This window comes from Leptospira paudalimensis (assembly GCF_026151345.1).
Lineage (GTDB): Bacteria > Spirochaetota > Leptospiria > Leptospirales > Leptospiraceae > Leptospira_A > Leptospira_A paudalimensis.
The window spans coordinates 3,470,722-3,485,609 of the sequence record NZ_JAMQPR010000001.1 but is presented as its reverse complement, the minus strand read 5'-3'; the positions used below and the strand labels follow the sequence as shown (position 1 = coordinate 3,485,609).

The following is a 14,888-nucleotide window of genomic DNA, read 5'->3' as shown; positions in this document are numbered from 1 at the left end:
GAACTAATAGAAACAACTTGGATCCAATTTCCAAAGATTGGATTGTATTGTGAAAAAGAAATATCCTATCATAAAATTTTCTGCAAACTACAAACTATAATCAGTTTAAAAAAACTTTCTGAATATTTAGGAATTCAAATTTTCTTAGATGGACCTCATTCTAAGTATTATTTGGAACTAAATGATCAGTACCAATTTGGACATTATAATCCAGAATTTCCCAGAAGAATTAGGAATTTGTTTTTACCTGCAAAAACCCAACCTAAGTTTTTACAATTAACAAAACCGGTTTATGATAGTTGGTTCAAACAAACAGCTCGTGATTTTTTCATTGTTTACCAAAAATTAGATTCAAATCCTAAATTTTTCAGAAAGGAAGCAGATCGTTATTTAGTGTTAGTTGAAGAATCCAGGTTAGATCCTTATTATTTGGATCGTTTTATCCTTTTTTTATACCCTGCTTACACTGATAACGAAGATCCAGAAGAAGCAGCCAAGTTTTCTATTTTTACTGGTGATGAGAGTATGGATTCTCAAATTGTAAAGGAACTTGTAGGATTTTGGATTCGCAGAAAGGCAGATGGCACTGATACAGAATTTATATTGGGTTTAGTTGATCTAATCAAACTGTATGATCCAGAGTTTTATGAATTCCGGATCAGTTTGAAGAACAACCCAACCAAAAATTAATATCTACGATAATAATTCTTTTACAGCATCTATTACGTCTTTTTCATCTGTTTTTGTCATTCCTGCAAACAATGGTAATGAAACTGATTTATCATACATCTGACATGCGTTAGGATATTCTTTTCTTTGGAATCCAAACGTCTTTTTATAATAAGGATGTTCAAAGATAGGAATAAAATGTAAACTTGTTCCGATATTTCTTTCTTTCAATTCTTCAACTAATGTATCTCGGCCAATTTTTGCCAATTTCGGATCAATTTCGATTCGATACAGATGCCAACTATGAATCCCGTTTTCATCTTCTTTAGGTAGTTTGACTCCCTTTAGTCCAGAAAATTCAACATTATAATGTTTTGCGATTTCAGTCCTTCGTTCCCAGAATCCATGTGATTCCTTAAGTTGTACGACACCAAGTGCAGCTGCAATATCGGTCATGTTATATTTATAACCAGCATCCACGACTTCATAATACCAACCAGGTCGATTAAATGCATCACGGTTAATTCCATGCAAACGCATCCTACGAATTCGGTCGGCAAACTCCTTATGATCTGTGGTGATCATTCCACCTTCGCCAGTGGTAATGCCTTTTGTAGCATAAAAACTAAAAACAGTAAAATCACCCCAGGTTCCAATCATTTTGTTTTTATGAACCGCTGGGAAAGCATGTGCAGCATCTTCAATCACATAGAGATTGTATTTTTTTGCAATGCCTAGAATGGCTTCCATATCACATGTATAACCAGCTAAGTGTACGGGTAAGATTGCTTTGATTCGTTTCCCTGTTTTTTTACTCGTTAGTTCTTTGCCATTCCATTTGCACTTAGCGCTGATAGTTGCTTCTAAGGTTTCAGGAGTCATTACGTTATGAATGGGATCGATATCAGTAAGAATGGGTTCTGCTCCAAAGTAACAAATAACCTCAGCAGTGGCAGTAAAGGTAACAGAGCTTGTAATGGCAGCATCGTTTGTCGTGAGTCCAATCGCTTCGAGGGCTAAATGTAACCCAGCAGTTGCCGAATTGACAGCAATTGTTTCTTTGCTTCCAACAAAATCACCAAACTCCATCTCGAATTGTTTTACTTTTGGTCCGGAGGTAACCCATCCTGATCGGAGTACCTGAGCCACTTCTTCAATTGCATCTTCTGAAATGGAAGGAAGTGCAAACGGTAGGAAGGTTTTGCGAGATGTGAGCATATTCATTTATACGACATAATTCGGAAAAAATTTCCAGTCTTTTCCGCTCCCAAACTTCCTATCGACGGGATTTTTCAAACCTAAATAGGGATTTTCACCCAAGGTTTAAAAATCTACTTGTAGGCACTCATCAAATTCGGCATTCTTTCCTGGAACATGGAAGTTCCTTTTTCTGAAATCCTTAGCCGCATTGCTGTCATTGACCGTGATATTGCGGAATTAAACCGCCTTAAAAGTCGATTACCAGCTGACAGGCCGTATTCGCCAACCATCCAACTTACTTTTGATAAACAAATTAACACTCTCTTAAACGAAAGAGTGTCTCTCATGGAATTGCCAGTCCTACACCCACCACTTTGGCTTCTGCCAAAAGAAGGGATAGATGGTCCGGAACAAACAACACTTCTAAAAGAAAGGAAATCGCTCCTAGCTGGTGATCTTTCTGTATCTCATCCAAACGAACAAGATGTCATCAATTTCATCCGAGAGATTCCAAAGACGGAAGTCCACTTGCACTTAGAAGCATGTGTGAATAAGGAAACACTTAAGTTCTTATACAAAAAAAATGGAATCGAAGTCACAGACCAAGAATTTGAAGATAAATATAATTTCAAAGACCTCAATGGTTTCATCCAAGTTTTCTTTTTTGTCCAAGGATCTGTCAAAGAGGCATCCGATTTGGGATACTTCATTGATAGTTTAGCGGATTATCTCCGTTCTAATAACATCGTATATTGTGAAGCTTTCTTTGCTCCTTCCAAGTTCATCCAAAACGGTTTGGATTTTGATGAAATGGTAGAAGTGATGGTCAATCGTATTCGTCAAATTGAAGTGAAAGATGGAATTTCCATTCGGTTACTTGTTGACGTCTCTAGATCATTTGGACCAGAAAATGCAATGAACAACCTAAAACGAGTGTTAGGTTTGAAACACAAAGAAGTGATTGGAATTGGACTCGGTGGTGCTGAACTCATGGGTCCTGCAAAAGATTATGCAGATGTGTTTAAAATTGCACGTGAGTCTGGTTTACGATGTGTCGCTCACTCAGGGGAAGATGATGGTCCTTGGGCAATCTGGGATGCCGTGAACTTGTGTAAGGCGGAACGTATTGGACATGGAACATCTGCCATCCAAGATCCTGAACTTGTTCGTTACATGAAAGAGAACAAAATTCCTATCGAAATCTGTGTTACATCAAATGTCTTTACTGGAAAGTATGTGCGAAAAGAACAGAATCACCCAGTGCGTTATTATTATGACCAAGGTTTGATGCTTTGTATCAACACTGATGATCCAGATATTTTTAATGTAAATTTAACTTATGAATTTTTTAAGTTATATCGATTTTTAGATTTCTCCATTGATGAAATCATTGATTTGGTGAGACTAGGTGTACTTTGTACTTTCCATCCAGAGAAGGAAACTTTGTGGAAATCGATGGAAGAGAAAATCAATCAGATTAAAGTAAAATACAATCTAATTTCAGAAAAACAAACAATCTCAGTTTAATCACGAGGTTTTGGAAGTGGACCATTGTAATTGACCTAACAAGTTTTGAAATCTCCCTCTAAACACCGATCGAAAACTAATTCACTATATAAACATTAAATTTTATATAGTGAATTGGAATCATTTATTTCACTGATTCTTTTAATTTTGCAATGTCAATTTTTTGCATCTTTAACATCGCCTGAGTCGCTTTTTCTCGTTTATTTGGATCTTTATGCGAAATTAGTTCTAATAAAATGTTTGGTGTGATTTGCCATAGCATACCAAATTTATCTTCGACCCATCCACACATAAGTTCTTTCCCACCTTTTGAAAGTTCATTCCAATAATGATCGAGTTCTTTTTGAGTTTCTACATGGATCATGAAGGAAACTCCCCAAGAAAATTTAAATTCAGGTCCACCATTGTAAGCTGAAAATTTTTGTCCGTTTAATATGAACTCTGCCTGCATTGGGTTTACCGAGATCACTTTCGATTGTTTGAAGATGCCTGTATAAAATTGAGTAACCTCTTCTAAGTTTGCATTAAACATCAAAAATGGTGTGATGGGGTTTGATTTTACTTGTGATCCTTTTATTTGTACTTTCGGGGATTTTGTTTTTGTGAGTTGTTTCTTCTTTTTTGGTGCGGCCATTCTAGTTTCCTCAATTAGTAATTTTTTTAATATGAATCAAGATTCGTTGCTTGGTTTGTTTTTGGATACGAATACGTTTCTTTTATGTTTTTCCTTTTGGAAGTAAGGCACCTAGAAATTCACTGGTAATCCATTCTTCGACAATTTGATTTCCTTTGAATTTAGAAATGATCATCTCTTCCCATTTGATCAATTTTCCAGTTGGTAGATTTTTGTTTTTGGAAGGTTTGATTTTCCCTCTGATTGTACGTTTCCAAATAACAAGATCCTTCGTTTCATGGATGAATTCTAACCTTACAATTTTTAAGTCCGACAAAAATCGATTTAAGTTTTGGATCCATTGGCTTACAATTTTCAAACCTACATAATCCTTTTTAGAAGTGTGTGCGATGTAGTCGGAGGCAAAAACCTCTGGGATCATTTTGCTTTTGGGATTCGAAAATAATTCCTGTAATATCATTTCTATTTGTTGTTTCGGAGACATTGGGACTTAATCCTTTTTTTAACGAAATGAGATACGAACAGAGTGTACAACTCTCCAATCGAAGAATGGAATCAGCAGTTTCAAATTAAGAAAATCAGAAAATTTCTGATAATGGAAAAAAGTGACTTTTATGGAACAAAATAGATTGACAATAAATAGTTTAATATTAAACTATTTATAAGGTTCAGATTTCCAGACAAAACAACAGTTTTCTCAATGGAACAGAGGGAGATTTTCATGGATACAGACAAGATACAAAAGAGTGAGATCTTTCCATCCTTATTTTTGGGGCATGGCAGTCCTATGAATGCAATTGAGGAAAATGAATTTGTCGAAGGCCTTCGCAATGTTTCGAAAACCTTTCCGGAGCCAAAGGCGATACTTGTAATTTCTGCACACTGGCTCACGGATGGAACCTTTGTGACAGCGATGGAACGCCCACCCACCATACATGACTTTGGTGGTTTTCCAAAGGCTTTATTTGAAGTACAATACCCAGCTCCTGGGGATCCAAGTTTGGCAAAGGAAATCCAATCCCTTGTTACATCCCAATCTGTCCAACTAGATTATGATTGGGGTTTGGACCATGGGACATGGAGTGTATTAAAACATATGTATCCCAAGGCAAATGTACCCATCGTACAATTGAGTATGGATTACAAACTTTCGCCAGAAAAACATTACGAAATTGCTAAGGAACTTTCTCCACTGAGAGAACAAGGTGTACTCATCGTTGCTAGTGGTAATATTGTACATAACCTCCGTATGGTGGCATGGGATCGGTTGAGTGAGGTTTATGGTTTTGATTGGGCAATTTCAGTCGACCAAAAAGTAAAAGATTGGATTCTATCAGGAGATACCCAATCTTTATTTTCCATTCGTAGTAAAGGAAAAGAATTTGAATGGGCAATTCCTACAACAGAACACTACCTTCCTTTATTGTATACTGTTGGAACTCGGTTTCCATCGGACCAAATTTCCTTTTTTAATGACAAACCAGTGGCTGGAGCATTGACGATGACTTCCGTTCGATTGGATTCCAATCCGCAATTACATTAAAGGTAGATCTGAAATGATGAATCCTCCACTCGAGTATTTAGTTCGAAATCCTAAAGTTACCACAACCAATCCTCCACTTCTTTTGTTGTTACATGGAGTTGGTAGCAATGAAAAAGATTTGTTTTCTTTAGCCGATGATTTACCCGAATCATTACTCATTATTTCAATCAGAGGGCCTCTTGTTTTAGGGAGAGATCGTTTTGGTTGGTATGAGATCTCCTTCCAAGGTGGAAGTCCGAAAATTGATATTGGACAACAGGAAGTGAGCCATCAAAAAATTTTGGAATTTTTAGAATATACAAAGAGTCAGTTCCAATTTGATGAAAACAATGTTTGGATTGGTGGTTTTAGCCAAGGCGCTGTGATGTCTTATTCAGTTGGATTGGAACACCCAAAACAATTTAAAGGAATCCTTGCCCTCAGTGGAAGACTCTTAGAAGAAACAAAACAAAAATTAAATGCAAGTGCGAAAGAAAGTCCAAACGAGGAAGCCATTCGACAAAAAATTTATATTGCTCATGGAACCAATGACTATGTTATATCTGTTAACTCTGCAAGGAATTCAAAAGAGAGTTTAGAATCGTTGGGAAAAAATCCCAAGTACAAAGAATACTCAGAAGGCCATACCATCAGCCAAGAAATGTTAAAAGACTTGGTTGGATGGTTGGCAGTTGAATTGTAAGCGTACTTAGTCTGTAATTCCCAATCTTTTGAAGATGAGTGGGATACGTTCTAAATAAGGTTTGATTTGGAAAATCTCATCCAAGTCAGACTCTTTCAGAATCTTGGAACATCTTGGGTCTTGTTTCAAAAGGTCTCGCAGATTTTTGGATTGGTCAGCCCATACTGCCATTGCATTTTCTTGAACGATTAAGTAGGCATCTTCGCGAGTAATCCCACCTTTTTCAATGAGCCATAACAAGACTTTTTGAGAAAAAATGAGACCTCTCGTGACATTTAACGTACGTTCTGTGGCATCCGGATACACATGGAGCCCTTTTAGGACAAAATTCATTTTTTCTAAAATGTAATCGAGTGCGATGGTAGAGTCAGGAAGGACAATGCGTTCTGCAGAAGAATGAGAAATGTCCCTTTCATGCCAAAGTCCTACGTTTTGTAATCCAACGTTAACGTTCGAACGAATGACACGAGAGATTCCCGATATTCTTTCGCAAACCACAGGGTTTCGTTTGTGAGGCATTGCGGAGGATCCTTTTTGTCCCTTTGCAAATGGTTCTTCCACTTCTCGGCCTTCTGTTTTTTGTAAGAGACGTATCTCTGTTGCCATACGATCCAAACTCGCAGCGACCACACCAAGGACAGACATATAAAATGCATGTCGGTCTCTCGAGATCACTTGGGTGGCAATCGGATCTACTTTGAGTCCGAGTTTATTTAATACATATTCTTCAATTTCTAAATCAATATTGGAGTAAGTTCCAACAGCTCCTGAAAGTTTACCAACTGCAACTTGTTCGCGTGCATCTTTCATTCGTTCTAAGTTACGAGTCATCTCTGCATAAAAGAGAGCAAACTTAAGACCAAGTGTCATTGGTTCTGCATGAATTCCATGGGAACGTCCGATACAAGGAAGGTCTTTGTACTCTTTTGCTTTTTGTTTTGTAGTCTCTAATAATGTTTCAGTGCGTTGGATGAGAAGGTCCATCGCTTGCACCATCTGGACACAGAGTGCAGTGTCACCTACGTCACTGGAAGTAAGTCCAAAGTGAACATGACGGCCCGCTGGTCCTATATAAGAGTTTAAATTGGTTAAGTATGCGATCACATCATGGTGTACTTTGGATTCAATCTCTAGAATTTCATCAACATTGAATTTTGCTTTTTGTTTGATGGTCTCGAGGTCTTCTTTTGGGACTTCTCCTCGGTTCGCACGGGCTTCGCAGGCATAAATTTCAATATCTGTCCAAATCTTAAATTTGTTCTCTAATTCCCAAATGGCGGAAATTTCAGGATGGCTATAACGATCGATCATAAGGGCAGTCTTTCAGTGTAAACTTCCGTTTCAACTGGGAATTTTACGATTGCCGAACGATGTTCGAGTTTCATGTTTAGAATCTAGTAATAAATCCTAGGGGGGCATATGTCCAAAGAATTCGAAGGAAAAGTAGCACTGGTAACGGGAGCTGCCTCTCCCATTGGTTTGGGTAGAGCAATCGCAAACCGAATCGCATCGCATGGTGCAAGTTTGGTGCTTGTTGATTTGAATCAGGAAAAAATTGAAGAAGCTGCAAGAGAAGTAGAAGCAAAATTCGGTGTGAAAGCAATCGGCGTTGCTTGTAACGTAACTAAGCCAGAAGATTGTGATGCTGCGATCAGCAAAACAAAAGAAGTATTTGGAAAACTTGATTTCCTTGTAAACAATGCTGGTGTATTAAAAGACAACCTACTCATTCGTATGTCAGAACAAGAGTATGACTTTGTAATGGATGTAAACTGTAAAGGTGTTTTTCTTATGACTAAGTCAGCAAGTAAACTCATCCTGAAGTCTGATTCTGGAAGAATTGTCAATATTTCTTCTGTTTCTGGACTCACTGGCCAACCAGGCCAAGCAAACTACTCCACTTCTAAAGCTGGTGTAATTGCTCTTACAAAAGTTTCTGCTCGTGAATTCTCTGGAAGAAACGTTCTTGTGAACGCAGTATGTCCAGGTTATGTGCAAACAGAAATGACAGGAACTCTTTCCAAAGAAGTACAAGAAAAGTTAACTGATCCTGCTGTGATCCCTCTCAAACGTCCTGGAAAACAGGAAGAGATCGCATCTGCTGTGAAGTTTTTCTTAAGTAATGATGCATCATACATCACTGGAACATACCTCCGCGTAGACGGTGGCGCTGCTATCGGGATGTAGACTTTTTATCTTTTGCCTTTGGTGCGATCGTGATTGGTTTTGCCACCTTTTGCACCTTAGGCGAAGACTGTTTTGTTTTTGACTCTTTTGTTGATTTTTTCTCTTTTGAAGTTTCTACAGATAATGGTTCAGTGATTGGTTTTTTCTTCTCTTCTGGAACCGGAGGTGTTTGGATTTCGTAATCATATCGAACAGTCGAACTCCAATTTCCTGCAAAATCTCTCACACTTGCAAGGACAGTATGTTTGCCAGGTTCGTATAAACTCTCTGGTTCAAAAATTTCAAGTCTTCCATCTTTAGGAAAAAATTCTGCCTTTCCCGGGATTCCGTCTACGGTAATATCGAATCCATCTGGCATAATTCCAGATCCCACGTCCACAGCTTTTAAGTACAAGGCAAAGTCTTCCCTTGGATAAACAGATTTGTTCATTAATTCATGCAAATAGATGTTTGGTGGTGTTTGGTCTGAAAGAACAACAAAAAGTCCCGTTTTTCTGAGTCTCACTTTAAAAAATTGGCCCCAAGAACTAAAAGAAGAGCCATTGATTTTTTTTACATTACCATCCGATAATACTTCATATAAATCGGCGGAGTTGATATCCTTTGTTTTCGGAACCTTTACATAGAGGTCATATCCCAAATTAAAATCTTTAAAGTCAGGACCAATTTTATATACACTGGAAAGTTGGTTAAGGCCTTGTGTGTTGATTTTGATTTGTTCTTGGGCTTCAATTTCAAAAAATGCTTTTGAATACACAGCATTCACTGGAAAAAACAACTCTACTTTTGTATCTTTGGATTTAAATGTTGTGTAACGATCATAGTACACATTGTATTTCCATTCTTTGGTAACGATGTGGCTGTAATCCCCTTGATCTTTCAAAACATAAAAGGAAGCGAGTGACATTTGTCCACCCATACCAGTAGCACGAATTGTGACTTCCTTGGGTTCTCCCATTTTCATTTGTTCGCTATCGAGGATACCTTGTTCACGACCATTACTTCGCATTCCTAATAAATCATTTCCATCTCTTGTATGTAAATAATAGGAAAATGGATTTCCATTAGGTTTACTGACAGAGCTGTCATATAGTAAAACATTTTTTCTAGTATGTTCTTTTAAAATTTTAGATAATTGAAAACCTTGCAAAACATTATCACCAATTAACATATCTAAGGTGAAAATACCAAGTCGATTGTTATTTGATTTTTGATGGATAGCAATTTGAATCCCTACTTTCCCTTGGATAAAAAGTGTTGGGGATTCAGATAATTCAAACCGGTTTCCACTCGTTTCGTAAAATGGAATTTCTATCGTTTCATTTCTTCCATTGATGAAAGTTCGTGGAGTTTGAGGGGTGATCCTTAACGTATTAAATACGATTGGTTCTGCAGAATTGTAACCTAGTCCAAAGTGCATTGGATTGTAATACACATTGTCTTTGAATAATTCAAAGTGTAAGTGAGGAGGACCAACACCTGTATCTCCAGAAAATGCAATGATTTCTCCAGCTTCTACTTCAACAGGTTCTGGAAGTGCTATATCAAAATCGGTTCTATCTTTGAATCGTTTTGATTGTTTGGATTTTAGGATTTGTTTTACAACCTTCGGTGCAAATTTGTGAAGGTGTCCATAACGAGATGTCATTCCATCGTCATGTTGTAGAAATAGCGCATAACCTATGCTAGTCCATCTTCTTTGTACACGTGTGACTTTTCCTTTTGCCACAGCAAGTATTGGAACGCCAATCCTACCACCTGTGGAAAAATCCTGTCCCATATGAAAATGACCTGTTCGAAACTCACCAAATGCACCTGTAATGGAATCATATCCTTTTACAGGCCATAGATACGGGTTCTTTAAAACAAATCCTGGTGGGAAATCAGAAGACGATATTGCTAAGATTGGTAAAAAACTAGTTATGAGGACAAATACGAACGAACGCAACATCTGATTTCACTATAATTTTCGGCATCTATGGTGAAAACACTTATAAGAAATAAAGGGGATTAGAATTCTTCCCCTTTATTTCCTTCCATTTTACTTATTGGAAAACAGGCCTTCTTTTTTCCTTTAAAGCAGTCATTGCTTCTAATAGATTTTCCACAACTCCAGGTTGTTCAAATGATTTGGTAGTATCAATTTTATACTGTTCCAAATTTCGAAGCAGAGCGGCGTTGAGTGTGTTTTTTGTCCCACGGTAAGCAGATGAAGGAACTTTTGAAAGAGACTCTAATTTTTTAAGTGAAAGTTTTCTAACTTCTTCTGGAGAAGAAGCAATCTCATCAATCAATCCAATTTTTTTAGCTTCAGGTGCTTTGTAGATCGTTCCTTCTAAACAAACTTCTGCCCAATACCTTGGTTCCACACACATTTTGATTCGATCAATAAAACTAGCTGGAAGAGGTAGACCTACATTCACTTCGGTAAATCCAATACGGCATTTACCATCTAACATGTATTTGAAGTCTGATGCAACTGTGATCACAGCACCACCACCCATAGCATATCCTGTTACTTCAGTAATGAGTGGTTTATCAAATTGAACCATTTCACCAAATAAAATGACAATGCCACCAACTTCATCAATCAGTTTGTTTCTAGGTGTTGAGAGTAGATTTTCTGCATCTAATCCATTACAAAAAAACTTTGGATTGTCCGTTCCTAAAATCACACCTTTTTTGGTTGGATCTGCTTTGATTTCCTTTAAAATCTCACCAAGATCACGCATGTTTTGACCAGTTAAAGAGTTTTGTTCATTCATTTGAAAACGAATGATTTCTCCTTTGCCATTTGGTAGATCGATTACTTCTCTTTTGTAGTTCATGTTTTACTTCTTAAATTACGTTTGATATTGAATGTTCTATTTTGAATTTTCCGCTTGTTCCGGCCCAGGACTTGGTTCCGAAGTTTCTTTTTCTTTTGGAGATTGAAGATTATCTGCAGGATTAGTATCATTTACAATTGTTGCTGGATTTGCTTCTGAATTGGTGTTGATTTCAATTTTCACATCACCTAAATTAGTTGGAGGAACGGGATTATTTTGACTTGGCTCTTTATTTGAGTCTTTTGCAAATTTTTCCTTTTTTTCTTTTTTACGAAGTTCTTCCTTTTTTAGCTCTTCCATTTTTACGTATTCATCGAATTCGTTTGGAGCCATAAAAACTAACATTTTTTCATCATCAGTTGAATGTTCAATGAAGGCACCCATATGTCGGCCTGCTATGAATATTACCTTATCATGGTTCTGAAAAATTTTGATCACACGTTCAAAAACTTCTACTTCTTCTTTTCCAAGATCAGGCACTACTCTAACATCAAAGCAAATTCTTTCCGTGTGAATGGATTTTAAAAAATTGAGAGTGAATATTTTTTTAAATTCAGGAAAAACATATCGTTTGAGGTTAGCGCGGCATTGGAATAAAACACGATCCTGGCCGCGGTCAACAACGACAAAGGAAACATTATCACGAGTTTTTGAAGATTCACTAAACTTATATTCTTCGATATGAGAATGGATTCTATCGAGTAAAGATTGTTTGGCTAAGGGTTTTACAATATAGTCTGTAAATCCAAGTTTTTTGTGATTAGCAATAAAGTTTGTGTCTTCCTTTGGTATCATTGCTAATATAGGAATGTTATGAGTGATCACATCACGTCGTAATTCCAAGATGAATTCTAATTCTTTTTTATCTTTGAAAGTCAAACCCATGAGAATGATGTCTGGATTTGAAGATTTTACATACTCTTGGACAGTTTGGGAAAACTTTGTAATGACAACTCTTTGTCTTAATCCAAGGAAAATGTTTTCCAAATCTTGAGAAGAATTTGGATCGTTTTCAATTGCCATGATAAAATGCATAAAAACTTTAAATGAGTCCTTCTTCGGATGCGACTAAAAACAAGTTACCAACTTTCTTTTGTTTTTCCGATAAAATTTTGTCTGTCAATACTTCTTTCACAACATCTTCGTGTATGGAATGGAGTAAATCAAAATCTCGTTTGTAATCAGAAACTGTCATTTTACCAAATAAAATATTTGCTTGGAATTGATAAATTTGGTGTTCCATAAGGAAACGTAATGTATCAAAATCTTCTACAGCTTCTGCTGTTATGACAGCTTCTCGGTTGTCAGCTAATCGTTTGCAATAATCGATAAAAGCTAAGTTGTCTAAAAATTTAATTTGGTCTTCTTCAATTTTAAATTTAAAACTAATTGGGTCCAATTTGAATTCTTTGATCATAATTCCCAAATCTAGTACTATTTGATGAGACTGACTTTTTACACCAAAGTCATCAGCTGCAAAACTCATTCCATGCGAATAAAACGCATGGCACACATCTTTTAATTGGTATTTTGATTCGTCGTATGGTTTTTCTACGAGTTCAAAGCGTATGTTTTCAGGAGAAAGGTCTTTGCTTAAAATTAATTTTTTGAGTCGGTCAACTCGTTCATTTTGTGAAAATGTATCAATTAAAGATTGAGGTGAAATATTAAATTTTAAAAGGCCAGGTGCACCTTCACATGCAATGATTAGTTTTTCTAAAATTAAAAGTTCTATCCGATTGATGTCTTGGTCGGATGGAATGTCATTGATTAAATCTTTATAACCAATATAAGCACCTCCTCCCAAAAAAACTTCGCCACCTTTAACGGAATATGTTTTATCTTTAGGATTAAAAATGACAGTCGGTTGGATCATTGCTTCATGAACAGATCCAGAGATATAAGTGTTTGCTTTATTGTAGTATGTCCAACTCCAACGAACTAAGTTATCATTGAGATTTTTTTCAGATGATTTAAAAAGTTCGGCAAAGATTTCTTCATTATCGGATATAAAATTGGATTGGGTTCTTGAAACTCCAAAATGAAACGAAACAATTTTATTTTGGATACATTGTTGTTGGAATTTTCCAACAGAGTTTTCGATATTCGGAAACTTTTCAATGTCCCATTCAAATAAGGGTGAAATTCCCATGAGTAGTATATTTTGTTTTTCGAAGTAATGGAATCCGAAACAAATATCCTCTAAGTCCAAACAGGAATAAAATTCAGTACGTAATAAATCTAAAAATTCTGTAAGTTCAATGCCTGTGATATTTTCAAACCGAATGAGAAAGAGTGGTTTCCCTTTATTTTCTTGGATGAAATGTTTTTTAAACACTTCCAAGTCTTTCATTCCAAAATAATAAGGACCAGTTAAAAGTTGATTTTTCAAATGTTACCTTCGTATATGATTTGATTCTTTCACGACGTCTTGTAATTTTATGAGAATTCAATAGAAAAGGCAACAAGGATAGTCACTTATGTTTAGTTTTATTTGGTTTTTACTCATTGGTCTTGCGGCTGGATGGCTTGCTGGTCGGATCTTACGTGGAAAGGGATTTGGAATCATCGCCAATTTAGTGATTGGTGTTGTAGGTTCCTTTTTAGGCGGGATTGTGTTTGGTCTGCTTGGATTTCGTTCTTACGGACTCATCGCGGAACTCATAGTTGCCGTTGTTGGAGCTATTTTATTGATTATCATTGCTGGGATGATCAAAAGAAAATAGATCTCTAAGGTCTATGTATCTCGGTCCATTCTCATGTAAAAAAGAGAGGGAGACATAAGTCCCCTCTTCTTCTGCTCTTTTTTTAGTCGAGTTCGACTCCCTCGCCTAACTCAAAATTGGAACTCACACCCTGCACATCATCGTTTGCTTCGAGGTTTTCAATGAGTTTCATGATTTTTTCTGCCATTTCTTTGTCGTTCACTTCGACTGTTGTCATGGGAATGTATTTGATTTCCGACTCTTCCATATTTAATCCTTTGGAAGATAACGAAGATTGTACAGCTTCGTATTCGGAAGGAGAAGTGAGGACGATGTACATGCCGTCATTGACTTGTATGTCTTCGGCCCCTGCACCCAATGCTAAATCAAACAAAGCTTCTTCGGAAATTTGATCTGCTTTTAGAGTGAGTTGGCCTTTTCGCTCAAACAAACGGGAAACAGCTCCTGCGTTGGCAAGGGATCCGCCAAGTTTGGTTAAAATACTTTTGATTTCGGGAGTTGTACGAGACTTTTTATCGGTAAGGACATCCACCATGATCGCAACTCCACCAGGTGCATAACATTCGTAGAGACACTCTTCGTATACCATACCCTCGAGGCCTCCCGTACCCTTTTTGATGGCACGTTCGATATTGTCTTTTGGCATGTTGGCAGCCTTTGCCTTGGTGACAGCTAAGCGTAATCTTGGGTTTCCTTCTTGGTCACCACCACCTTCTTTCGCTGCCACAGAAATTTCTTTGGCTATCCTTGTAAAGATGGCGCCTCTTTTGGCATCAATGGCTCCCTTTTTTCTCCGAATCGTCGCCCATTTCGAGTGTCCTGACATTGTTGTCTCCCATGGCTAGAATTTTGGATTCAAAAGATTTTTCAACAGATTTAAGTCGCCCTAGTT

Annotated in this window: 15 protein-coding genes; 6 read left to right on the top strand and 9 right to left on the bottom strand. The window is 37.0% G+C overall.

Annotated features, from left to right (window positions below; translation table 11 throughout):
- The first annotated feature begins 42 nt into the window (after positions 1-42).
- Positions 43-690 (top strand): hypothetical protein, encoded by a 648-nt coding sequence (locus ND855_RS16155; RefSeq protein ID WP_265359179.1) that lies wholly within the window; start codon positions 43-45, stop codon positions 688-690.
- A 3-nt stretch (positions 691-693) separates the two neighbouring features.
- Here ND855_RS16155 and ND855_RS16150 read toward each other — a convergent pair whose 3' ends face one another.
- A complete protein-coding gene (locus tag ND855_RS16150) occupies positions 694-1,887 on the bottom strand; it encodes a DegT/DnrJ/EryC1/StrS family aminotransferase (RefSeq protein WP_265359178.1) in 1,194 nt (397 codons plus the stop codon).
- A gap of 156 nt (positions 1,888-2,043) precedes the next feature.
- On the opposite strand from ND855_RS16150, the gene add reads away from it, so the two are divergent.
- Positions 2,044-3,396, top strand: a complete 1,353-nt coding sequence (gene add / locus ND855_RS16145; protein WP_265359177.1) for an adenosine deaminase — start codon at positions 2,044-2,046, stop codon at positions 3,394-3,396.
- 124 nt (positions 3,397-3,520) lie between these two features.
- On the opposite strand, the gene ND855_RS16140 is transcribed toward add, so the two are convergent.
- A complete protein-coding gene (locus tag ND855_RS16140; RefSeq protein ID WP_265359176.1) occupies positions 3,521-4,030 on the bottom strand; it encodes a VOC family protein in 510 nt (169 codons plus the stop codon).
- An 82-nt stretch (positions 4,031-4,112) separates the two neighbouring features.
- Positions 4,113-4,514: an ester cyclase gene (locus ND855_RS16135; protein WP_265359175.1), complete on the bottom strand. Its 402-nt coding sequence runs from the start codon at positions 4,512-4,514 to the stop codon at positions 4,113-4,115.
- Positions 4,515-4,751: 237 nt separating this feature from the next.
- Here ND855_RS16135 and ygiD point away from each other — a divergent pair, with 237 nt between their 5' ends.
- Positions 4,752-5,573, top strand: a complete 822-nt coding sequence (gene ygiD, locus ND855_RS16130) for a 4,5-DOPA-extradiol-dioxygenase (protein ID WP_265359174.1) — start codon at positions 4,752-4,754, stop codon at positions 5,571-5,573.
- Between the two features lie 13 nt (positions 5,574-5,586).
- Positions 5,587-6,255 (top strand): alpha/beta hydrolase, encoded by a 669-nt coding sequence (locus ND855_RS16125; protein WP_265359173.1) that lies wholly within the window; start codon positions 5,587-5,589, stop codon positions 6,253-6,255.
- Between the two features lie 6 nt (positions 6,256-6,261).
- Here ND855_RS16125 and purB read toward each other — a convergent pair whose 3' ends face one another.
- On the bottom strand, positions 6,262-7,566 hold the full coding sequence (gene purB, locus ND855_RS16120; protein WP_265359172.1) for an adenylosuccinate lyase: 1,305 nt from the start codon (positions 7,564-7,566) through the stop codon (positions 6,262-6,264).
- Positions 7,567-7,674: 108 nt separating this feature from the next.
- Here purB and ND855_RS16115 point away from each other — a divergent pair, with 108 nt between their 5' ends.
- On the top strand, positions 7,675-8,442 hold the full coding sequence (locus tag ND855_RS16115) for a glucose 1-dehydrogenase (RefSeq protein ID WP_108960322.1): 768 nt from the start codon (positions 7,675-7,677) through the stop codon (positions 8,440-8,442).
- Here the strand turns inward: ND855_RS16115 and ND855_RS16110 are convergent.
- The 4 genes from ND855_RS16110 to ND855_RS16095 form a co-directional block, all read right to left on the bottom strand.
- A complete protein-coding gene (locus tag ND855_RS16110; RefSeq protein WP_265359171.1) occupies positions 8,429-10,393 on the bottom strand; it encodes a M23 family metallopeptidase in 1,965 nt (654 codons plus the stop codon). The two genes, ND855_RS16115 and ND855_RS16110, sit on opposite strands and share 14 nt — an antisense overlap.
- Before the next feature lie 94 nt (positions 10,394-10,487).
- The gene (locus ND855_RS16105) at positions 10,488-11,270 is read right to left on the bottom strand and encodes an enoyl-CoA hydratase/isomerase family protein (RefSeq protein WP_265359170.1); all 783 of its coding nucleotides are present in this window, start codon (positions 11,268-11,270) and stop codon (positions 10,488-10,490) included.
- A gap of 36 nt (positions 11,271-11,306) precedes the next feature.
- On the bottom strand, positions 11,307-12,305 hold the full coding sequence (locus tag ND855_RS16100) for a response regulator (protein WP_265359169.1): 999 nt from the start codon (positions 12,303-12,305) through the stop codon (positions 11,307-11,309).
- A 7-nt stretch (positions 12,306-12,312) separates the two neighbouring features.
- Positions 12,313-13,662, bottom strand: a complete 1,350-nt coding sequence (locus tag ND855_RS16095) for an EAL domain-containing protein (protein WP_265359168.1) — start codon at positions 13,660-13,662, stop codon at positions 12,313-12,315.
- Between the two features lie 88 nt (positions 13,663-13,750).
- Here ND855_RS16095 and ND855_RS16090 point away from each other — a divergent pair, with 88 nt between their 5' ends.
- Complete coding sequence (locus ND855_RS16090) at positions 13,751-13,996, top strand: GlsB/YeaQ/YmgE family stress response membrane protein (protein WP_108960318.1); 246 nt, start codon at positions 13,751-13,753, stop codon at positions 13,994-13,996.
- 82 nt (positions 13,997-14,078) lie between these two features.
- Here ND855_RS16090 and ND855_RS16085 read toward each other — a convergent pair whose 3' ends face one another.
- Positions 14,079-14,822, bottom strand: coding sequence for a YebC/PmpR family DNA-binding transcriptional regulator (locus tag ND855_RS16085; protein ID WP_265359167.1), 744 nt, complete (start codon positions 14,820-14,822; stop codon positions 14,079-14,081).
- Between the last annotated feature and the right edge of the window lie 66 nt (positions 14,823-14,888).